The organism is Blastococcus deserti, assembly GCF_042682525.1.
GTDB classification, from domain to species: Bacteria; Actinomycetota; Actinomycetes; order Mycobacteriales; family Geodermatophilaceae; genus Blastococcus_B; species Blastococcus_B deserti.
In genome coordinates, this window is record NZ_JBHUHP010000010.1 from 345,028 (window position 1) to 365,908 (window position 20,881).

Consider the following 20,881-nt stretch of genomic DNA (forward strand, 5'->3'; position numbering starts at 1 on the left):
CCGCCGGCAGCAACTTCTACTACGGCGGCTGAGGCCGGCGGGGAGCGGTTGCTGACGCACCCCGTGCAACGTGACGAGGAGGGGCGGCCGGACCGGCCGCCCCTCCTCCTGTCCGGGCGTCGGGTCGGCGGGGAGGTGACGTGGTGACCGGCGTGGTGGAGAGCGACCTCCGGGTGCCCGCGGTCGCCGGCGGTGCCCGCGTGCACCGGCTGGCCGACGGCACCGAGCTGCTCGGGGAGTACAAGGACTCCGCCTACCAGGACCCCCGGTACCTCGTCCGGCGGGCCGACGGGCAGGTCATGCAGTTGCCCGGTCTCCTCTACCGCGTGGCGTGCTCGCTCGACGGGCGGGACGACGCACAGGTGGCCGCGGACGTCAGCGCGGAGCTCGGCCAGGCCCTCACTGGGGAGCAGGTCGCCTTCCTCGCCGAGGAGCGGCTGCGGCCCGTGGGCCTGATCGCCCCGGAGACGGGGGAGTCCGGCTCTCCGGCGGACGGGGCCACCGCCACCCCCGCGCCGGTCCGGTCCGACCCCTTGCTGGCCCTGCGTCACCGGGTCGGGGTGATCCCCGCCGGCGTGGCCTGGCGGATCGCCGGCTTCTTCCGGCCCCTGTTCCTCCGACCGGTCGTGGTCGTGCTCCTCGGCGCCTTCCTGGCCTCCGACCTGTGGATCGCGACGCGGGGGGACCTCCTCGGCCGGATGGTCGCCGGCGTCCGGGACGTCGCGCTGCACCCCGCGCTGATCCTGGCGATCCTGGCTCTGGGGGTCGTCTCCTCGGCCTTCCACGAGTGCGGCCACGTCACCGCCTGTCGTTACGGCGGGGCCCGTCCCGGCGACATCGGCGTCGGGCTCTACCTGGTCTGGCCGGCCTTCTACAGCACGGTCACCGACAGCTACCGGCTGGACCGGGTCGGGCGGGTGCGCACCGACCTGGGGGGCGTCTACTTCAACGCCGTCTTCATGCTCGGAGTGGGGCTCGTGTACGCGCGCACGGGGGAGCCGTGGCTCCTGGTCGCGCTGATCGGGATGCACGTCGGAACGGCCTGGCAGTTCCTGCCGGTCCTGCGGATGGACGGCTATTACGTCCTCGCGGATCTCGTCGGCGTCCCCGACCTGTTCGGATTCGTCAAGCCGGTGCTGTCGAGCCTGCTGCCATGGCGCCCGACGCACCCGATCATCCGTCAGCTGAGGCCACGGGCCCGGCGGTCGGTCTGGCTCTGGGTCGTCGTCGTCGTCCCGATGCTGACCTTCTACCTGGTCGCCTTCCTCCTCGCGGCCCCCCGCCTCCTCCCCGCGGCCTGGGACGCGACGCTCGAGTACCTGCAGCGCCTCGACGGCGCCGCGAGGGCCGGCGACGTCGTGGCCACCACGGTGGGCGTCGTCCAGCTCTTCTTCCTCGCTCTGCCCTGGATCGGCGCCGGCCTGATCGTCCGGTCACTGGTGGGCATGGGATGGCGGCGCCTGACTGCCCGCCGCGGGCCCGGACGGGTCGGTGTCACCGGCCGGCCCGCGGTGCGCCGGGCCGTGTCACTCGGCGCGCTCGGGGCTGTCGGCGCGCTGCTCGTCGTGCGGGTGGCCGCGGTGGCGTCCTCGCACCCGGTCACTCCGCGAGAAGCACGGCTGACCGGGAGCGCCCTGGCCGAGTTGCGAGGCGTCGACGGCGGCCCGGTGGTGGGTCCGGGGGAGTGGCTGGCGCGGGAGCAGCTCGTGGGATACGGCGCTGTGACCAGGGCCTTCGATCGGCACGCCTCGGTGGTGACCGGTGGACGGGAGCTGGCGGTGGTCGCCACCGCGGTGCTCGTGGTGTGCCTGCTGACCCTCGTGCTCGTCCGTCGTCTGGCGCCGTCGGCCGGGGTGGTGCCGCTCGCGGCCACGCTGGTGACGGGGCCGGCGGTGACTGCGTTGGCCACCGCCGGGCCGGCGCTCCTGGGGGCCTCGTGGACCGTGGTCGGGATCGTGGTGCTGACCCACGCCCGCCACGGGGGCACGAGGGTTCTCGGGGGGCTGGCGATCGCGGTCGGGCTCGGCACCGAGCCGATGCTCGCGGTGCCGCTGGCCGCCGGCATGACCGCCATGCTCGTCGACGACCGGCTGGCTGCGGGCCGGCCGGCGTGGTGGCCCGGCCGATCACCCCGCGTCGTGGCGCGGCACGGGCGAGCGGACCCCGCGATGTGGCTGGCCATGGCGCCGCTCCTGGCCCTGGGCGCGTTCGCAGCCGTCCTGGCAGGTGGTCGTGGCGACGCGTCGCTCGACCGGGTGGAGCACACCGTGCTCCTGCTGGTCGTCGTCGTGGCCGTCGGCGCCGGCCTCGTCGTGCGCAGGCTCCGTCCGCCGGCCCTCGCCGCAGCGGCCCTGGGTGTCCTCGCCGCGCTGCCGTGGAGAGGAGCCGGGACGGCGCTCCTGCTGGCCTTCCTGCTCGCCATGGGCCTGGCGGCCGTCCTGACCGACGCGATCACGCGCGGGCCGGTGAGGGAACGGCCACACCCCCTGGTCAGGGTCGCCGTGGCGGTGCCCGCGCTGGTGGTCACCGTGGTGGGGGCCCTGTTCCTGCCGGTGAGCGCCGGCGGGTCTCCGCACGCGGAGCTGGCCGCCTGGATCCGGGGGCCGGCGTCCGCCGGCGGCATCGTTGCCGTACCTCCGGGGTTGTGGGGAGATCTCGTCCGCGACGGTGTCCCCGCGGAGCGGCTCGTCATCGCCACCGCCCCGGGATCGTCGGCCGCTGCGCACTGGACGGTGGAGGTGGGGGACGCGTCCCCGCGGGGAGACGCGCCGGCCGGCTTCGGGGCAGGACCCACCTCCCTCACGGTCCGGCCGCTCCCTCCGGCCGCGAGTGCCCGGCCCGGGCCCGGCAGCCGCCCGGCCGACGAGGCGCGGGTGACGGGATGGACGGCGCCGGTGGCGGAGCAGCGGCTCGGGGCCCTCGTCGCCGCCAGCCCCGGGTTGCTCGCACCCCCCGACGTCCTGGACCTGCTGCGGGACGGCAGCGTGGACGCCCGCGTCCTCGTCGTGCTCGCCGGGCTGACGGTGGACCACACCCCGGAGGTCGGTGCCGTGCCGGTCGGGACCGGGGAGGATCCGCGTGCGGTCCGCCGGCACGAGATCCTGGTGACCCGGTTGGACGGTCGGTCGGCGGTCCGGCCCGAGGTCGTCGCCACCCTGACCCGGTGGCTGGAGGCACAGCCGGCTCCCTTCGCTCCGTCGGCGGTCACGCCGGGGGAGTCCGGGGTGTCCATCACCTGGTCGCCGCCGGCACCGGCACCGGTCACCGGACCGTGAACGAGGACGGACCGACGGTGACGAACCGACGAGTGCGCGGTTGAATTCCAGTACGTCATCGGTTCGGTACGACAGCGTCACCTCCCCGTGACCCCGGCCGGTCGTTAGGGTTCCGCGCGCACGGCCTGCGGATGTGGGTCCTGGGGGGAGTGCGTGTGAACACCGAGCGCGGGAAGACGCCTGTTCAGCGAGGGACCGGTCAGCGACGTCGTCGGCGTCCACGGCCGGGGCCGGGGCCGGCGGATGTCCTGACGTCCTGATGAACGCCGATCCCTGGGCGCTGGTCGGCCGGGACGCCGCCTGCGAGGCGATCATCAGCGCGCTGCAGGACGAGCCCGCCCGCAGCCTCGTGATCGCGGGTCCGGCCGGGGTGGGCCGAACACGGCTGGTCCGCGAGGCCGTGTCCCTGGCCGAGCGGACGGGGCGGCCGACGCGGTGGGCCGCGGCGACCAGAGCGGCGGCCCTCGTCCCCCTGGGTGCGCTGGCGCACCTGCTGCCGACCATCGACGTCTCCTCGGACGCGTTCGTGCTGCTCCAACGGGCGGCCTCCGCCATCGCCGGTGAGGGGTCGGGGCCCGTGCCGGTCCTCGGTGTCGACGACGTGCACCTCCTGGACCCGCTCTCGGTCTCCCTGCTGCACCAGTTGGCTGCTGGTCGCGCGGTCACCCTGGTGCTGTCGGTGCGCACCGGCAACGCCACGCCCGACCCCGCCGCCGCCCTGTGGAAGGACGGGCTGGCCACCCGGATCGAGCTGCAGCCGCTGAGCCGTTCCGACACGGAGCGGCTGATCGGCCAGGCGCTCGGCGGAGACGTCGAGACGCGGACCGGCGAGCGGCTATGGCGGCTGAGCCAGGGCAACCCGCTGTTCCTGCGGGAGCTCCTCGAGGAGGGCCTGCGCAGCGGACGGCTGGCGAACTCGTGCGGGTTGTGGCGCTGGGAGGGGCCCATCGTCCCGTCGGGGCGCCTGACGGAGATCGTCCTCGCGCAGCTCGGCGACGTGGACGCCACCGAGTGGAGAGCGCTGGAGGTGCTGGCCACCGCTGGACCGGTCAGCGTCCATCGGCTCGCGGCGATCAGCAGCCCGGACGCCGTCGCCTCCCTGGAGCGTCGTGGGGTGGTCGCACACGCTGCGGGGTCATCCGGCGAGGTCCGGGCCGGCCATCCGCTGTACGTGGAAGTGGTCCGCGGTCAGGCTCCTGCGGCCGCCCTGTGTCTCGTCCAGCGCGGGCTGACCGACGGACCGGCCGGTCACCGGCTCGACGACCAGTTGACGCGCCGGTGCGCCACCATGCTCGACAGCGGGATGGCGGCGCCCGACGCCGACGTGCTGACCGAGGCTGCCCGGCGGGCGAACGCCATGCTGGACCACCCCATGGCGGAACGGCTGGCGCGCGCGGGCGTCGAGGCGGGTGCGGGCGCACCGGCGCACCTCGAGCTCGTCGAGGCTTCCCGATGGCTGGGCCGGCCCGAGCGGAGCGTCGAGCTCGCGGTCGAGGCGTCGCGGGCGGTCGCCACGGACGACGACCGCGCCCGGCTGGCCGGGGGGCTGGCCCTGACGCTGTTCTGCGGTCTGGGACGGGGTGAGGACGCCGCCGCCGAACTCCGCGAGACGGCCGCCTCCATCCGATCGGAGGAGGGGCGTGCGGTGCTGTCCGCGACCGAGGCGATGCTGGCGTTCCTCGGCGGGGACCCGGAACGGGCGGTGGAGAAGGCCACGGCCGTGCTGTCCTCGGCCGGGCACGGCGGCGCCGCGGCCCCCCTGGCCGCCGCCGCCGCGGCGTCGGGCCTGGCGGTGACGGGGCACACCGCCCAGGCCCTGGCCACCGTGCAGGTGGGCAGGGAAGCGCTCCGGTCCGCCGACCGGGGCGCGGAGCCTGCCTCCGTCCGCATCGCGCTCTCGCAGGCAGAGGTCCTGGCGCTCCACCTCTCCGGGCGCATCCACGAGCTCGAACACCGCGCGGCGGAGTTGCATCGTGGCAACCTGATGGGGCCGGAGTGGGCCGGGGATGCCGTCGCCTGCCTGCACCTGGGATGGGCCGCACTCGCGGGCGGCCGGCCGAGGGTGGCCATCCGGTGGCTGGTCGAGGCCGTGGCGGGTCTTCGGCGGAACGATCCCGCAGGCCTGGTCGGGGTCGGCTGCGCACTGCTCGTGATGGCCCGGGCGCTGGTCGGTGACGTCACCGGTGCGCACGAGGTGCTGAGCGCGTACGACGGTCGCCCCCCGGGAGCCGTCCGTGCCTTCGACCCTCAGGCCCGCATGGCCCAGGCATGGCTGGCCGGAGCGGACGGCCGGCACGCGGATGCCGGCACGCTCGTGCTCGACGCCGCCGCGCTCGCCGCCCGGCAGGGGCAGTCCGCGGTCGAGGCGTTGATCCTGCACAGCGCGCTGCGGTACGGCCGTGCGGCCGTCGTCGTGGACCGGTTGCGGTGCCTCGCCGAGCGCCTCGACTCCCCGCTCGTGTCCGATCTCGCCGCACACGCGGAGGCCCTCGTCACCGGGGACGGGGAGCGGCTCGATGCCGTGAGCCACCGTTTCGAGGACGCCGGGGCCATGCTGTACGCGGCCGACGCCGCCGCGGAGGCGGCCGCGGTGCACGAACGGAACGGCAGCCGCCGCGCGGCGGTTCTCTCCCGGGCGAGGGCGGCGAGCCTGGCGCGGGACTGCGGTCTGGCCGACACGCCGGCGCTCGACCTGCTGTCGCCGCCCATGCTGACCGGCCGGGAGGAGGAGGTGGCCCGGCTCGCCGTCCAGGGCCTGAGCAACCAGGACATCGCCGACCAGTTGGTGGTGTCGGTGCGTACGGTGGAGGCGCACCTGGCGCACGTCTACACGAAGTTCGGGATCAGCGGGCGCGCCGATCTGCACACGACACTGACCATGACGCGGTCGGGCCGGCCGAGACGGCATCCGTCTTCCGGCGCCCGTCCACGGCTGCGGTCCGGACCCGGCGGGCTGCCGGACCGCTGACCCGGCCGGCGGCCCGCCGGGTCGGGAGCCGCTCACCGCGGGGGCTCAGCGGGGGGCTCAGCGCGGGGAGCGGCGACGCTCCCAGCTCGCGTCGAGCTCCTCGTCGTCGTCCTCGGGGCCGCCGAAGCCGACCACGCTCTCCATGCCGGGGGAGAGGACACCCCACTCGATGAGCCGAGAGGTCAGCTCGTCCGGGCTCATGTCGTAGATGATCGCCAGCGACTTGAGGTCCTCGGCGCGGATCGAGAGCACCTTGCCGTTGTAGTCGTGGCGCTGCGCCTGGATGGTGGAGGCGTAGCGGGCCAGCGGGCCGGCCTCGTCGGCGGGCAGCGAACCCAGCGACTCGAGGTTCAGCACGATCTTGGTGCTGGACGTGACGGCGGAACTGGGCCGCGGATCGGGCAGCAGCTCGGAGACCGGGACGCCGTAGAAGACGGCGAGCTCGGACAGCCGTTGCACGGTGACCGCGCGGTCGCCGCGCTCGTACGAGCCGACGACGACTGCCTTCCAGCGGCCGTGGGACTTGTCTTCCACTCCCTGCAGGGACAGCCCCTGCTGGTTGCGGATGGCGCGGAGCCGGGCGCCGAGTGCCCGTGAGTAGTCGGTGCTCATCGCTGTCTGCTCACTGTCCGTCGTCTTGGGCAGGTCCTGTTCGTCACGCAGCGTACTGGTCAGGCGGAGCCTGCAACAGGAGGACACTCCTGGGGACTCAGTGACGTGGCCGGTACGCAGGGTGAGGCATTACGGCCCTGACCTGGGGCGGAACAGGCGGCGGCGGGCGGCTCCGCCCCGTGCAGTACCGTCGGTGCCGGTCCGACCACTCCTTTAACGACCCGTCCAGTGAGGCGGGGAAGGAAGCCTGATGGCCCGCTCTCCCGAGCCTGCCCGGAGTCCGTCTCCCGGCAGCACGCCCGGCACCGTTCTCTCCGCCGCCGACGTCGCCCGCGTGGTCGACCGGATGGCTCACCAGCTCATCGAGCGAGCGGCGTCCACCGATCCGGGATCGGCGGACGGCGGGCTCTCCGACCTCGTCCTGGTGGGCATCCCGACCCGCGGGGCCCCGCTGGCCCGCCGGCTGGCCGCCCGCATCGAGGCCTTCACCGGCACGCCGGTCGACGTCGGGACCGCCGACATCACGCTCTACCGGGACGACCTGCGGCTGCGGGGCGTCCGCGCGCTGGAGCCCACGGTCCTGCCCGACGCCGGCATCGACGGCCGGCTCGTCGTCCTCGTCGACGACGTGCTCTTCTCCGGCCGGTCGGTGCGGGCGGCGCTGGACGCCCTGCGCGACCTGGGCCGCCCGCGCAGCGTGCAGCTGGCCGTCCTGGTCGACCGCGGGCACCGCGAGCTGCCGATCCGCGCGGACTTCGTCGGGAAGAACGTGCCCACGTCGCGCAGCCAGCAGGTGCGGGTCCACCTGACCGAGACCGACGGCGTCGACGAGGTCCTGATCACCGAGGGAGCGAACCAGTGAAGCGCCACCTGCTGGAGGCCGGTGACCTCGACCGTGCCGACGCGACGCTGGTGCTGGACACCGCGGCGCAGATCGACCAGGCGCTGGCCGGCCGCGAGGTCAAGAAGCTGCCGACCCTGCGCGGCCGCACGGTGGTCAACCTGTTCTACGAGGACTCCACCCGCACCCGGATCTCCTTCGAGCTGGCGGCCAAGCGGCTGTCGGCCGACGTCATCAACTTCTCGGCCAAGGGCAGCAGCGTCTCCAAGGGCGAGAGCCTCAAGGACACCGCCCTGACGCTTGAGGCCATGGGCAGCGACGCCATCGTCGTCCGGCACTCCGCCTCCGGGGCGCCGCACCGGCTGGCGAACTGGGTGCGGGGCAGCGTGGTCAACGCCGGCGACGGCACGCACGAGCACCCGACGCAGGCGCTCCTGGACGCGTACACGATCCGGCAGCGGCTGGGGCGGCTCGGGGGCGTGCGGGTGGCGATCGTCGGCGACGTCCTGCACAGCCGGGTGGCCCGGTCCAACGTCTGGCTGCTGCACACGCTCGGCGCGGAGGTCACCGTCGTCGCCCCGCCGACCCTGCTCCCCGTGGGCGTCGCCGGCTGGCCGGTCGAGGTCGGCTACGACCTGGACGCCGTGCTGCCCAAGGCCGACGTCGTCATGATGCTGCGGGTCCAGGCCGAACGGATGAACGCCTCCTACTTCCCGAGCGCCCGCGAGTACAGCCGCCGCTACGGGCTGGATGCCGACCGGATGGCCGTCCTCGCCGACGACGCGATCGTCATGCACCCGGGACCCATGAACCGCGGGATGGAGATCGCCGCCGAGGTGGCCGACTCGGTCCGTTCCACGATCGTCGAACAGGTCGGCAACGGCGTCTCGGTGCGCATGGCCGTCCTCTACCTGCTCCTGGGGGGGCGCAGTGAGTGAGCACCGCAGCGGGGAACGAGCGAGGAGCGGCGCGAACGGCGAGCGGAGCGGGAGTGGACGGGGAGCCGGCGTGACGACCTACCTGATCAGGGGTGCGCGCCCCTACGGCGGCGAGGCCGCGGACATCCTGCTCGAGGACGGCCGGATCGCCGCCATCGGCCGCCAGCTCCCGGCCACGGGCGCCGAGGTGGTGGAGGCCGGGGGGCTGGTCGCCCTGCCGGGCCTGGTCGACCTGCACACCCACCTCCGCGAGCCCGGCCGGGAGGACGCCGAGACGGTCGAGACCGGCAGCCGGGCCGCCGCCCGCGGCGGCTTCACCGCGGTGCACGCCATGGCCAACACCGACCCGGTCGCCGACACCGCCGGCGTGGTGGAGCAGGTGTGGCGGCTCGGTCAGGAGGCCGGGCTGGTCGACGTCGTCCCGGTGGGGGCGGTCACCGTGGGGCTGAAGGGCGAGCGGCTGGCCGAGCTCGGCGCCATGGCCGACTCGGCGGCCCGCGTGCGGGTCTTCTCCGACGACGGGCACTGCGTCGCCGATCCCGCGCTCATGCGCCGCGCGCTCGAGTATGTGAAGGCCTTCGACGGCGTCGTCGCCCAGCACGCCGAGGAGCCCCGGCTCACCGTCGGCGCGCAGATGCACGAGGGTGACCGTTCCGCGCGCCTCGGGCTGACCGGCTGGCCCGCCGCCGCGGAGGAGGCCATCATCGCCCGCGACGTGCTGCTCGCCGGGCACGTGGGCGCCCGCCTGCACGTCTGCCACGTCTCGACGGCGGGCTCGGTGGAGATCCTCCGGTGGGCGAAGTCCCGCGGTGTCCAGGTGACCGCCGAGGTCACCCCCCACCACCTGCTGCTCACCGACGCCTGCGCCGAGTCCTACGACCCGGTGTTCAAGGTCAACCCGCCGCTGCGGACGGATGCCGACGTGGAGGCCCTGCGCGCCGGTCTGGCCGACGGCACGATCGACGCGGTCGCCACCGACCACGCGCCGCACGCGGTGGAGGACAAGGAGAGCGAATGGGCGCAGGCCCGGCCCGGCATGCTGGGGCTGGAGCAGGCGCTCTCCGTCGTCGTCGAGACCATGGTGGAGACCGGCCTGCTGGACTGGGCCGGTGTCGCCGACCGCATGTCGGTCCGCCCGGCCGCCATCGGCCGGCTGCAGAAACACGGCCGGCCGCTCGCCGAGGGCGAGCCGGCGAACCTGCTGCTGCTCGATCCCGCGACCCGGGCCAGCGTCGACCCGGCCGCATCGGCCAGCCGCAGCCGCAACAGCCCCTATGCCGGCCGGGAGCTCCCCGGCCGGGTGGTCGCGACGTTCCTGCGCGGGACGCCGACCGTTCTGGACGGAAAGGCGACACGGTGAGAGAGGCACTGCTCGTCCTGGAGGACGGCAGGACGTTCCGGGGTGAGGCCTACGGAGCGGTCGGGACGACGGTCGGCGAGGCGGTGTTCGCCACCGGCATGACCGGCTACCAGGAGACGCTGACCGACCCCAGCTACCACCGCCAGGTCGTCGTCATGACCGCCCCGCACATCGGCAACACCGGGGTGAACGGCGAGGACGACGAGAGCCGCAGGATGTGGGTCGCGGGTTTCGTGGTCCGCGACCCGGCCCGCCGCCCCGCGAACTGGCGCGCCACCGGCAGCCTGGACGACGAGCTGGTCGCGCAGGGCATCGTCGGCATCAGCGGCGTCGACACCCGGGCGCTCACCCGCCACCTCCGCGACCGCGGCGCCATGCGGGTCGGCATCAGCAGCGAGATCACCGACCCCGACGAGCTCCTCGCCCGGGTCACCGCGGCCGACAGCATGGTGGGCGCCGACCTCGCGCCCCAGGTGAGCACGGGTGAGCCCTACGTCGTCCCGGCGGTGGGGGAGAAGCGGTACACCATCGCCGCGCTCGACCTGGGCATCAAGACGGCGACCCCCCGGCACCTGGCCGCCCTGGGCGTGGAGACCCACGTGCTGCCCTCCAGCGCGACGGCCGACGAGCTGCTCGCGCACGGGCCGGACGGCGTCTTCCTGTCCAACGGCCCCGGCGACCCGGCCGCCGCCGACTACGCCGTCGAGGCGGTCCGCGGCGTGCTCGACGCCCGCAGGCCGCTGTTCGGCATCTGCTTCGGCAACCAGATCCTCGGCCGCGCGCTCGGACTGGGCACCTACAAGCTGCGCTTCGGGCACCGCGGGCTCAACCAGCCGGTGCTCGACCGGGTCAGCGGCACCGTCCGTGTCACCAGCCACAACCACGGCTTCGCCGTCGACGCCCCGCTCGACCGCCCCACGGACACGCCGTACGGGCAGGTGGAGGTCAGCCACGTCGGTCTCAACGACGACGTGGTGGAGGGCCTGCGTTGCCTGGACGTGCCGGCGTTCAGCGTCCAGTTCCACCCGGAGTCGGCGGCCGGGCCGCACGACGCCGCCCCGCTCTTCCAGCGGTTCGTCGACCTGATGGAGAGCGCCCGGGGCGGCGACGCGGCGGTCACCCCGCCGCCGGTGGTCGAGCACAGCACGGGGGAGAAGGCCTGATGCCACGTCGCACCGACATCCAGCACGTCCTGGTCATCGGCTCCGGGCCGATCCTCATCGGCCAGGCCGCCGAGTTCGACTACTCCGGCACGCAGGCCTGCCGGGTGCTCAAGGCCGAGGGGCTGCGGGTCAGCCTGGTCAACAGCAACCCGGCGACGATCATGACCGACCCCGGCATCGCCGACGCCACCTACGTGGAGCCGCTGACCCCCGAGTTCGTCGAGAAGGTCATCGCCAAGGAGCGCCCCGACGCCCTGCTGGCCACCCTCGGCGGGCAGACCGCGCTCAACATCGCGATCGGGCTCTACGAGAACGGCGTCCTCGAGAAGTACGGCGTGCAGCTGATCGGCGCCGACGTCGACGCGATCAACCGCGGCGAGGACCGGCAGATGTTCAAGGACATCGTCCGCTCGGTCGGCGCCGACGCCCCCCGCTCGCGGGTCTGCTCGACCGTCGAGGAGGCGCTGGAGACCGCCGCCGAGGTCGGTTACCCCGTCGTCATCCGGCCGTCGTTCACCATGGGCGGCCTCGGCTCGGGCATCGCCACCGACGAGCCGATGCTGCGCCGGATGGCCGGGCACGGGCTGGCCGATTCCCCGGTGCACACCGTGCTCATCGAGGAGTCGGTGCTCGGCTGGAAGGAGTACGAGCTCGAGCTGATGCGCGACCGCAGCGACAACGTGGTCGTCATCTGCTCGATCGAGAACATCGACGCGATGGGGGTGCACACCGGCGACTCGGTGACCGTCGCCCCGGCGATGACGCTCACCGACGTCGAGTACCAGCGGATGCGGGACGTCGGCATCGCGGTGCTGCGGGCGGTCGGGGTCGACACCGGCGGCTGCAACATCCAGTTCGCCGTCCATCCGGAGACCGGGCGGCTGGTCGTCATCGAGATGAACCCGCGCGTCTCCCGGTCGAGCGCCCTGGCGTCGAAGGCGACCGGGTTCCCGATCGCGAAGATCGCCGCGAAGCTCGCCATCGGCTACACCCTCGACGAGATCACCAACGACATCACCGGGGTCACCCCCGCGTCCTTCGAGCCCGCGTTGGACTACGTCGTCGTCAAGATCCCCCGGTTCGCCTTCGAGAAGTTCCCCGGGGCGGACCCGCGGCTGACCACGACGATGAAGAGCGTCGGCGAGGTCATGGCCATGGGGCGCAACTTCGCCGAGGCCCTGGGCAAGGCGATGCGGTCCACCGAGACCAAGGTGGCCGGGTTCTGGACGGGCGGGGCGAACGCGGGCGGCGGGGTGGGTGGAACCGCAGCCCGCTCGGCCGAGGAACTGCTCGAGGCTCTGCGCACCCCGGTCGACGGCCGGCTGTACCTGGCCGAGGCCGCGCTGGGCGCGGGGGCGACCGTCGAGGACGTAGCGGCGGCAAGTGGTTTCGATCCATGGTTCGTCGACCAGATCGCCCTGGTCCGCGAGGTGGGTGTCGCCGTGCGGGAGGCACCCTCGCTCACGCCGGAGCTGCTGCGCCGGGCCAAGCGGTTCGGGTTGTCGGACCGGCAGATCGCCGCGCTGCGCCCCGAGCTCGCCGGCGAGGACGGCGTCCGCACGCTGCGCTGGCGGCTGGGCATCCGGCCGGTCTACAAGACCGTCGACACCTGCGCCGGCGAGTTCGCCGCCCGCACGCCCTACCACTACTCGTCCTACGACGAGGAGACCGAGGTCGAGCCGCGGGAGAAGCCGGCGGTGCTCATCCTCGGGTCGGGGCCGAACCGGATCGGGCAGGGCATCGAGTTCGACTACTCCTGCGTGCACGCCGTCATGGCGCTGCAGGACGCCGGCTACGCGGCGGTGATGGTCAACTGCAACCCCGAGACCGTCTCCACCGATTACGACACCGCCGACCGGCTCTACTTCGAGCCGCTCACCTTCGAGGACGTCCTCGAGGTGGTCGAGGCCGAGCGGGCCGCGGGCCCGGTCGCCGGGGTCATCTGCACCCTGGGTGGCCAGACCCCCCTGGGCCTGGCGCAGCGGCTCAAGGACGCCGGCGTCCCCGTGCTGGGCACCTCGCCGGAGTCGATCGACGATGCCGAGCACCGGGGCGCCTTCTCGCGCGTGCTCGCCGACACCGGGCTCACCGCGCCGAAGCACGGCACCGCGAGCACCTTCGCCGAGGCCCGGGAGATCGCCGCAGGCATCGGGTACCCGGTGCTGGTGCGGCCCTCCTACGTGCTGGGTGGCCGCGGCATGGAGATCGTCTACGACGACGCCACGCTCGAGGCCTACATCGCCAAGGCCACCGACGTCAGCCCCGCCCACCCGGTGCTGGTCGACCGCTTCCTGGAGGACGCCGTCGAGGTCGACGTGGACGCGCTCTACGACGGCACCGAGCTCTACCTCGGCGGCGTCATGGAGCACATCGAGGAGGCCGGCATCCACTCCGGCGACTCGGCGTGCGCCCTGCCGCCCATCACGCTGGGCTCGGCCGACCTGCTCGCGATCCGGTCGGCCACCGAGAAGCTCGCTGCCCGCATCGGCGTGCGCGGGCTGATGAACGTCCAGTACGCGGTGAAGGACGACATCCTCTACGTCATCGAGGCCAACCCGCGGGCCAGCCGGACGGTGCCGTTCGTGTCCAAGGCGACGGCGGTGCAGCTGGCGAAGGCGGCCGCCCGGATCGCGGTGGGGGAGACGATCGAGCAGCTGCGCGCCGCCGGTGTCCTGCCCGCGTCGGGCGACGGGACCGACCTGCCGGAGCACGCCCCCATCGCGGTGAAGGAGGCGGTGCTGCCCTTCCACCGGTTCCGCACCGTCGAGGGGCACGGCGTGGACACCGTGCTGAGCCCCGAGATGAAGTCCACCGGCGAGGTCATGGGCCTCGACGCCGGCTTCGGGCCGGCGTTCGCCAAGTCGCAGGCCGCGGCCTACGGCTCGCTGCCGACCGGGGGGACGGTGTTCGTCTCCCTGGCCAACCGAGACAAGCGCTCGGCGATCTTCCCGGTCAAGCGGCTGGCCGACCTGGGCTTCCGGGTGCTGGCCACCGCCGGCACCGCCCAGGTGCTGCGCCGCAACGGCGTCGCCGCCGAGGTGGTCGGCAAGTACAGCGAGGGCCCGGGCAACTGCGTCGAGCGCATCCTCGCCGGGGACGTCGACATCGTGGTCAACACGCCGTTCGGGTCGCCGGGCAACAGCGGGCCACGCCTCGACGGGTACGAGATCCGGACCGCTGCCGTCGCCGCCGGCATCCCGTGCATCACGACGGTCCAGGGGATGGCGGCCGCCGTCCAGGGCATCGAGGCGCTGCGCGACGGGGGTCTCGGCGTCCGCAGCCTGCAGGAGGTGCACGAGGCGCTGGCCGGCGGCACCTCCGGCGGACCCAGCGAGTTCGCCGGCACGGGGCAGACGGCGTGAGTGCGCTGACCCGGCCCGCGCCGCGGGCGTACGCTCCGCCGGTCCAGCGGACCGTCGAGGTGATCGGCCGGCGGCCGGTCGAGGCCTACGTCGAGCTCACGCTGGCCGCCCCGGAGATCGCCGAGCGGGCCGAGCCGGGCCAGTTCGTGGCCTTCGCCGTCGGCGGACCCACCTCGGGCCTCCTGCTCCGGCGGTCCATCGCCATCAGCACCGCGGAGGCCGGCGTGGTCACCGTGGTCGTCTCCGCCGCGGGGCCGGGGTCCACCTGGCTCACCGAACGGCGGGTGGGCGACGCCCTCGACGTCGTCGGCCCGCTCGGCCGGCGGTTCCCCGACCCTCCGCCCGGCGCCCGGGCCCTGCTGGTCGGCGGCGGCTACGGCGCCGCCGCCCTCGTGGGACTGGCCGCCCGGCTGCGGGACCGGGGGTGCCCGGTCGACGTCGTCGCCGGCGCGGCGGGGGCCGACCGGCTGTGCTCGGTCCAGGAGCTGACCGGGCTGGCCGACCGGCTCGAGGTCACCACCGACGACGGCAGCTCCGGCCGGCGCGGGCTGGTCACCCTGGCCGTCGACGAGCTGCTGCCCGAGGCCGGCGTCGTCTACGCCTGCGGCCCGATGCCGATGCTGCGCGCGGTCGCCGACGCGGCCACGGCGCGCGGCATCCCGTCCTACGTCGCCGTCGAGGAGTCGATGGCCTGCGGCATCGGCGTCTGCATGACCTGCGTGCTGCCCGTCGTGGGCGAGGACGGCCGCACCCGGTTCTCCCGGTCGTGCACCGAGGGGCCGGTGTTCGGCGGTGACCGGGTGCGCTTCGCCGACGTCGGGGCGCTGCCGTGGGACGTGGTCGGCGCCGACGCGATGGGAGTGGTGGCGCCGTGACCGTCCTCCAGACCCGCGTCGACATGTCGACCGCGCTCGGCGCCGCCCCGATCCCGAGCCCGGTGCTGACCGCGTCGGGCTGCTCGGCGTTCGGCCGCGAGCTGGAGCCGTTTGTCGACCTCAGCGCCATCGGGGCGGTGGTCACCAAGTCGGTGCAGCTGCGGCCGCGCTCGGGGCGGCCGACACCGCGCATGGCCGAGACGCCCAGCGGGATGCTCAACTCGATCGGGCTGCAGGGACCGGGCATCGACGGTCTGCTCGCCGACGAGCTGCCGTGGCTCGCCGAGCGCGGCGCCCGCGCGTTCGTGTCGATCGCCGGCACCCGGGTGGAGGACTTCGCCGAGCTGGCCGCCCGGCTGCGCGGCGTGCCGGGCGTGCTGGGCCTCGAGGTCAACATCAGCTGCCCGAACGTCGAGAGCCGGGGCGAGGTGTTCGCCTGCGATCCGGTGGCGGCGTCGGACGTGATCGCGGCGGTCCGCGCCGCCGCCGACGCGGCCCACCCGGTCTACGCCAAGCTCAGCCCGGACGTGACCGACATCGTCGGCGTCGCCCGCGCCGTCACCGGGGCCGGTGCCGACGGCCTGTCGATGATCAACACCCTGCTGGGGCTGGTCATCGATCCCGACACCATGCGGCCGGTCCTCGGCGGGGTCACCGGCGGGCTCTCCGGGCCGGCCATCCGCCCGGTGGCCCTGCGGTGCGTCTGGCAGGTGCACCAGGCGCTCCCGGAGGTGCCGATCCTGGGCATGGGCGGGATCCGCACCGGCCTCGACGCCCTCCAGTTCGTGCTCGCGGGCGCCTCGGCCGTCTCGGTCGGGACGGCCGTGTTCAACGACCCGTCGGCGGTCGCGCGCGTCCACGCCGAGCTGGCCGCCGCGCTCGAGCAGCGGGGGTTCGCGTCCCTGCGCGAGGCCGTCGGGTACGCCCACCGATGAGTGCTCCCTTCGGCGAGCGCCTCGACGACGCGGTGGCGTCCCGGGGCGCGTTGTGCGTAGGCATCGACCCGCACGCGGCCCTGCTGGAGAAGTGGGGGCTGCCCGACGGCCCGGACGGCCTCGCCCGGTTCACCGACGCGGTCGTCGACGCCCTGGCCGGCTCGGTCGCCGTCCTGAAGCCCCAGCTGGCGTTCTACGAACGGCACGGGTCCCGCGGTCTGGCCGTGCTGGAGGAGGGGGTCGCGCGGGCTCGCGCGGCGGGGGCGCTGGTCCTGCTCGACGCCAAGCGCGGGGACATCGGCTCGACGATGGACGCCTACGCCGACTACCTGCGCCCCGGCCACCCCCTCGCCGTGGACGCCATGACGGTGAGCCCGTTCCTCGGCCCGGGCTCCCTGCAGCCCGCCGTCGACACCGCACGCGCCCACGGAGGCGGGCTGTTCGTCCTGGCCCGGACGTCCAACCCGGACGCCGGCACGCTGCAGCACGCGCTCGTGGGGGAGCGGTCGGTGGCGCAGGTGGTGGTCGACACCGTGCGCGGCTGGAACACCCCCGGGTGGGGGGTCGGGGACCCGCTGCCCGACGTGGCCGACCGCGCCGGCCGGCCGACGGGCTCCTTCGGCGTCGTCGTCGGCGCCACCCTGCCCCATCTCGACGTGGACCTCGACGGGCTCGGCGGCCCCGTCCTGGCCCCGGGACTCGGGGCCCAGGGCGGCTCCGTCGCCGATCTGCGGCGCCTGTTCGGCAGTGGGCGGGCGGTCCTGCCCACGGTTTCGCGTGACGTCCTCTCCGCCGGCCCGGACGCGGCCGGCCTCCGGGCGGCCGCCGAGCGCTGGACCACCGAGCTGGGGGCCAGGCCGTGGCGCTGAGGACGGTGACCGCGGCCCACCGGCGGGTGATCATCATCGGCGCGGTGGGCTTCCTCCTCGTCGTCGCGGGGCTGGCCACCTCGCTGCTCGCTTCCGTCGAGCCGGTGACGGCGCACACCGGCGGCTACGCGCCCTGCGCGGAGACGCCGTCCTGCGCCGACCTGCCGTGGACGGTGGGGGTGACCGCGGCCCAGCTCGTCGGGGCCGGCCTGGTCGCGCTGGGAGCGGTGCTCGTGGCGGGGGTGGCCGGCTGGCTGTGGCGTGACGCCGCGGTGGGCTCGTGAGGGCCCTTCCGGCGGTGTCCGCCGCGCTCGGCCTGCTGCTGGCCCTGGCCGGGGTCGTGGTGTTCGCCGTCGCGAACCGCTCGCCCGCGGAGTTCGGCTGGACCTCGTACGCGCCACTGGAGCCGGAGGTGTACGACAGCAGCCTGACGTCGGCGTTCACCGACCGCTGGACGGTGCTCTGGACCGGCGGGCACCTGGTCGGCGCCGCCCTCGTCGTGCTCGGGCTGCTCATCCTGGCCGGGGTCGGCGGCTGGCTCCTCGGTCACCGGTCAGCCCGCGGCGCGGACGACCCTGACGCCTGACGGCGTGTCGCCCCGCGGCGTGTCGCCGGGTGGCCCGGCGCGTCCTGACGCTGCGCAGCGGCACCGCCAATCCGGAACCGTTCCGCTCGCTTCCTGGCCTGACCTGCGGTGATCACCGATGGTCACCGGACCCGTGAACCGGCTGTGAACGACTCCGGCACTCGGCGGTTCGCAATTCGGCGTCAGGGCGGGTGACCAGCGGATTTGCCGGGAACTAGGTTGATCGGAAGGCTCAGAGGCGAGCCGCTTCCCTACGACTCCCCGACGACTGCCCGGCCGGAATCGCGGCCGGCGAACGACACGATTGGGTCGCCATGCCTTTGCCTGACCTGTCCCCGGAACAACGCGCAGCCGCCCTGGAGAAGGCCGCTGCGGCCCGCAAGGCCCGTGCCGAGCTGCGTGAGCGCCTCAAGAGCAAGGGCGCCACCGTGGGCGACGTCCTGAAGCAGGGCGAGACCGACGAGGTGATCGGCAAGATGCGGGTCTCCGCCGTGCTCGAGTCCCTGCCCGGCGTTGGTAAGGCGCGGGCTGCGAAGATCATGGAGCGCCTGGAGATCTCCCCGACGCGCCGGGTGCGCGGACTGGGGGCCAACCAGCGCAAGGCGCTGGAGGCCGAGTTCGGTGGCGACAAGGTCGTCGCGGACCAGGTCCCCGCGGACGGGGCCGTCTGACGACGGTGCGGTAGGCATCCCTGACGAGGACGACGAGTGGTATCAGGCAATCCGGCACGGCTGACCGTGCTGTCCGGCCCCTCCGGGGTCGGGAAGGGCACGGTCGTGGCCGAGGTCCGGCGCCGGCATCCCGACGTCTGGGTGTCGGTCTCGGTCACCACCCGTCGCCCTCGTCCGGGGGAGGTCGACGGCGTCCACTACCACTTCGTGGACGACGCCGAGTTCGACCGGCTGATCGAGACCGACGGCCTCCTGGAGTGGGCCGAGTACGCCGGGAACCGCTACGGCACCCCGGTCGCCCCGCTCCGGGAGCGGCTGGCCACCGGCGCTCCGGCGCTCCTGGAGATCGAGCTGCAGGGCGCGCGCCAGGTGCGCGCCCGCGACCCCGAGGCGCAGCTGGTCTTCCTCGCCCCGCCGTCCTGGGGAGCGCTGGTCAGCCGCCTGGCCGGCCGGGGGTCCGAGCCGCCCGCCGTGCAGGAGCGCCGGCTGGCGCTGGCGCAGGCCGAGCTGGACGCCGCCGGGGAGTTCGACGTCGTCGTGGTCAACGACGACGTGGCCCGCGCCGCGGACGAGTTGGTAAGCTTGCTGACTGCGCCCTCACCCGGTCTTGTGCCTGGGGAGTAGCGCCCACGAGGAAGAGCACCGCCGGCGGTCCCGCCCCGGCCGCTCCCTCCCGCCATCGAATGAGGAGCACGCCCGCCCGTGTCCGGAGTCGCACCTGCCCCCGAGGGCATCACCAACCCGCCGATCGACGAGCTGCTCGAGCGCACCAGCAGCAAGTACGGCCTGGTCATCTTCGCCGCCAAGCGTGCCCGCCAGATCAACGCCTACTACAGCCAGCTCTCCGAGGGCCTGCTGGAGTACGTCGGCCCGCTGGTGGACACCGCGCCGCAGGAGAAGCCGCTGTCGATCGCGCTGCGCGAGATCAACGAGGGTCTGCTGACCCACACCGCCGGCGAGTAGGAGGATCCCGTCCCCACTCACCGCTGGCACGCTCGCGGTGAACCTCCGGACGGGGCCACCCAGAACTGGTGATAAGGCACCCAGCAACTGCTGGGTGCCTTCTCGTGTTGGGAGGATGAGCCCGTGAGCTCGATCGTGCTGGGTGTGAGCGGGGGAGTGGCCGCGTACAAGGCCGCCCTCCTGCTGCGGGCGTTCACCGAGGCCGGCCACGACGTGCGCGTGGTCCCCACCCCGGGGGCCCTGCACTTCGTCGGTGCGGCGACGTTCGAGGCGCTGTCGGGCAACCCGGTCACCACCGACGTCTGGTCCGACGTGCCGGAGGTCGCGCACGTGCGGATCGGCCAGGAGGCCGACCTCGTGGTCGTCGCCCCGGCCACCGCGGACCTGCTGGCGCGTGCCGCCACGGGGCGGGCCGACGACCTGCTCACCGCCACCCTGCTGACCGCCTCGTGCCCGGTGGTCTTCGTCCCCGCGATGCACACCGAGATGTGGCTGCACCCCGCCACCCAGGACAACGTGGCCACGCTGCGCCGCCGCGGCGCGGTAGTGCTCCCGCCGGCCGTCGGCCGGCTCACCGGCCCCGACTCCGGCCCCGGCCGCCTCCCGGAACCGGCCGACATCGCCGCCCTCGCCGCCGTCGTCCTCGAGCACGGCCCCGACGCGCTGACCCAGGACCTCACCGGACGGCGCGTGGTGATCAGCGCCGGCGGCACGCGGGAGCCGCTGGACCCCGTCCGCTACCTGGGCAACCGGTCGTCGGGCAAGCAGGGCCGGTCCCTGGCCCGGGTCGCCGCCGCCCGGGGCGCCGACGTGGTGCTCGTCGCGGCCAACGTCGAGCTGCCGGCGCCCTTCGGGGTGCGGGTGGTCCCGGTCGGAACGGCCGAGGAGCTGCGGACGGCGATGCTCGCGGAGGCGGCCGGCGCGGACGTGGTGGTCATGGCCGCCGCGGTCGCCGACTTCCGGCCCGCGGCCAGCGCGCCCACCAAGCTGAAGAAGGGGAGCGCCGGAGAGCCGACGTCGGTGCCCCTGGTCCGCAACCCCGACGTGCTGGCCGAGCTGGTGACCAAGCGGGCGCCGGGGCAGCTGGTCGTCGGGTTCGCCGCCGAGACCGGTGACGACGCGGGCGACGTGCTCACCCACGCCCGGGCGAAGCTGGCCCGCAAGAACTGCGACGTCCTCGTGGTCAACGACGTCTCGGCGGGCCAGGTCTTCGGCCGCGCGGAGAACGCGGTGATCGTCCTGGCCGCCGACGGATCGGCGGTCGAGGTGCCCCGCGGCAGCAAGGACGCCGTCGCCGCCGGGATCTGGACGACCGTCGTCCCCCGGCTCGCCGCCTCTTCCCCCTGAGGGTCCACCCGGGTGGGCGTACGTCCGGTCGCCCGCAGCCGGTAGCGTCTGTCGCAGGACCGCCTCCAGGCCGGTCCGCGCCGCCCACCACGTCGCCTTGTCCACCACGTTAGGGA

General features: G+C 74.3%; 17 protein-coding genes. 16 read left to right on the forward strand and 1 reads right to left on the reverse strand.

Going from position 1 to position 20,881, the window contains the following annotated elements; translation table 11 throughout:
• Positions 1-143: 143 nt before the first annotated feature.
• Together ACFSHS_RS12445 and ACFSHS_RS12450 are read left to right on the forward strand one after the other, a co-directional pair.
• Positions 144-3,275, forward strand: coding sequence for a hypothetical protein (locus ACFSHS_RS12445; RefSeq protein ID WP_376876142.1), 3,132 nt, complete (start codon positions 144-146; stop codon positions 3,273-3,275).
• Between the two features lie 259 nt (positions 3,276-3,534).
• Positions 3,535-6,243 carry a LuxR C-terminal-related transcriptional regulator gene (locus ACFSHS_RS12450; RefSeq protein ID WP_376876145.1) on the forward strand — a complete coding sequence of 903 codons (2,709 nt, stop codon included), beginning with the start codon at positions 3,535-3,537 and terminating at the stop codon, positions 6,241-6,243.
• 57 nt (positions 6,244-6,300) lie between these two features.
• Here ACFSHS_RS12450 and bldD read toward each other — a convergent pair whose 3' ends face one another.
• Entirely contained in the window at positions 6,301-6,855 is a 555-nt protein-coding gene (bldD, locus tag ACFSHS_RS12455; RefSeq protein WP_376876148.1) for a transcriptional regulator BldD, read from the reverse strand.
• Positions 6,856-7,105: 250 nt separating this feature from the next.
• Between bldD and pyrR the strand changes: the two genes are divergently transcribed.
• From pyrR to coaBC, 14 genes are all read left to right on the forward strand, one after another.
• The gene (gene pyrR, locus ACFSHS_RS12460) at positions 7,106-7,717 is read left to right on the forward strand and encodes a bifunctional pyr operon transcriptional regulator/uracil phosphoribosyltransferase PyrR (protein WP_376876151.1); all 612 of its coding nucleotides are present in this window, start codon (positions 7,106-7,108) and stop codon (positions 7,715-7,717) included.
• Positions 7,714-8,634, forward strand: a complete 921-nt coding sequence (locus ACFSHS_RS12465) for an aspartate carbamoyltransferase catalytic subunit (protein ID WP_376876154.1) — start codon at positions 7,714-7,716, stop codon at positions 8,632-8,634. The genes pyrR and ACFSHS_RS12465 overlap by 4 nt, the downstream gene beginning before the upstream one ends.
• A gap of 70 nt (positions 8,635-8,704) precedes the next feature.
• Positions 8,705-9,994, forward strand: a complete 1,290-nt coding sequence (locus tag ACFSHS_RS12470) for a dihydroorotase (RefSeq protein WP_376876157.1) — start codon at positions 8,705-8,707, stop codon at positions 9,992-9,994.
• Entirely contained in the window at positions 9,991-11,157 is a 1,167-nt protein-coding gene (gene carA / locus ACFSHS_RS12475) for a glutamine-hydrolyzing carbamoyl-phosphate synthase small subunit (protein ID WP_376876160.1), read from the forward strand. Before ACFSHS_RS12470 ends, carA begins: the two co-directional genes overlap by 4 nt.
• A complete protein-coding gene (gene carB, locus ACFSHS_RS12480; protein WP_376876163.1) occupies positions 11,157-14,519 on the forward strand; it encodes a carbamoyl-phosphate synthase large subunit in 3,363 nt (1,120 codons plus the stop codon). The genes carA and carB overlap by 1 nt, the downstream gene beginning before the upstream one ends.
• The gene (locus ACFSHS_RS12485; protein ID WP_376876166.1) at positions 14,516-15,394 is read left to right on the forward strand and encodes a dihydroorotate dehydrogenase electron transfer subunit; all 879 of its coding nucleotides are present in this window, start codon (positions 14,516-14,518) and stop codon (positions 15,392-15,394) included. The genes carB and ACFSHS_RS12485 overlap by 4 nt, the downstream gene beginning before the upstream one ends.
• A complete protein-coding gene (locus tag ACFSHS_RS12490) occupies positions 15,391-16,329 on the forward strand; it encodes a dihydroorotate dehydrogenase (protein WP_376876169.1) in 939 nt (312 codons plus the stop codon). Before ACFSHS_RS12485 ends, ACFSHS_RS12490 begins: the two co-directional genes overlap by 4 nt.
• A complete protein-coding gene (gene pyrF / locus ACFSHS_RS12495) occupies positions 16,326-17,198 on the forward strand; it encodes an orotidine-5'-phosphate decarboxylase (protein WP_376876172.1) in 873 nt (290 codons plus the stop codon). Before ACFSHS_RS12490 ends, pyrF begins: the two co-directional genes overlap by 4 nt.
• A 5-nt stretch (positions 17,199-17,203) precedes the next feature.
• Complete coding sequence (locus ACFSHS_RS12500; protein ID WP_376876175.1) at positions 17,204-17,482, forward strand: hypothetical protein; 279 nt, start codon at positions 17,204-17,206, stop codon at positions 17,480-17,482.
• Positions 17,479-17,784: a hypothetical protein gene (locus ACFSHS_RS12505; protein ID WP_376876178.1), complete on the forward strand. Its 306-nt coding sequence runs from the start codon at positions 17,479-17,481 to the stop codon at positions 17,782-17,784. Before ACFSHS_RS12500 ends, ACFSHS_RS12505 begins: the two co-directional genes overlap by 4 nt.
• A 314-nt stretch (positions 17,785-18,098) precedes the next feature.
• Complete coding sequence (gene mihF / locus ACFSHS_RS12510; RefSeq protein WP_376876181.1) at positions 18,099-18,455, forward strand: integration host factor, actinobacterial type; 357 nt, start codon at positions 18,099-18,101, stop codon at positions 18,453-18,455.
• A gap of 36 nt (positions 18,456-18,491) precedes the next feature.
• Complete coding sequence (gene gmk, locus ACFSHS_RS12515) at positions 18,492-19,079, forward strand: guanylate kinase (RefSeq protein WP_376876184.1); 588 nt, start codon at positions 18,492-18,494, stop codon at positions 19,077-19,079.
• 78 nt (positions 19,080-19,157) lie between these two features.
• Complete coding sequence (gene rpoZ / locus ACFSHS_RS12520; protein ID WP_376876187.1) at positions 19,158-19,418, forward strand: DNA-directed RNA polymerase subunit omega; 261 nt, start codon at positions 19,158-19,160, stop codon at positions 19,416-19,418.
• A 123-nt stretch (positions 19,419-19,541) separates the two neighbouring features.
• A complete protein-coding gene (gene coaBC, locus ACFSHS_RS12525) occupies positions 19,542-20,765 on the forward strand; it encodes a bifunctional phosphopantothenoylcysteine decarboxylase/phosphopantothenate--cysteine ligase CoaBC (protein ID WP_376876190.1) in 1,224 nt (407 codons plus the stop codon).
• The last annotated feature ends 116 nt before the right edge of the window (positions 20,766-20,881 follow it).

Coding starts and splice junctions, on each gene's coding strand:
- ACFSHS_RS12450 (WP_376876145.1), top strand. CDS start 3,535: ATGAACGCCGATCCCTGGGCGCTGGTCGGCCGGGACGCCGCCTGCGAG.
- bldD (WP_376876148.1), bottom strand. CDS start 6,855: ATGAGCACCGACTACTCACGGGCACTCGGCGCCCGGCTCCGCGCCATC.
- pyrR (WP_376876151.1), top strand. CDS start 7,106: ATGGCCCGCTCTCCCGAGCCTGCCCGGAGTCCGTCTCCCGGCAGCACG.
- carB (WP_376876163.1), top strand. CDS start 11,157: ATGCCACGTCGCACCGACATCCAGCACGTCCTGGTCATCGGCTCCGGG.
- pyrF (WP_376876172.1), top strand. CDS start 16,326: ATGAGTGCTCCCTTCGGCGAGCGCCTCGACGACGCGGTGGCGTCCCGG.
- mihF (WP_376876181.1), top strand. CDS start 18,099: ATGCCTTTGCCTGACCTGTCCCCGGAACAACGCGCAGCCGCCCTGGAG.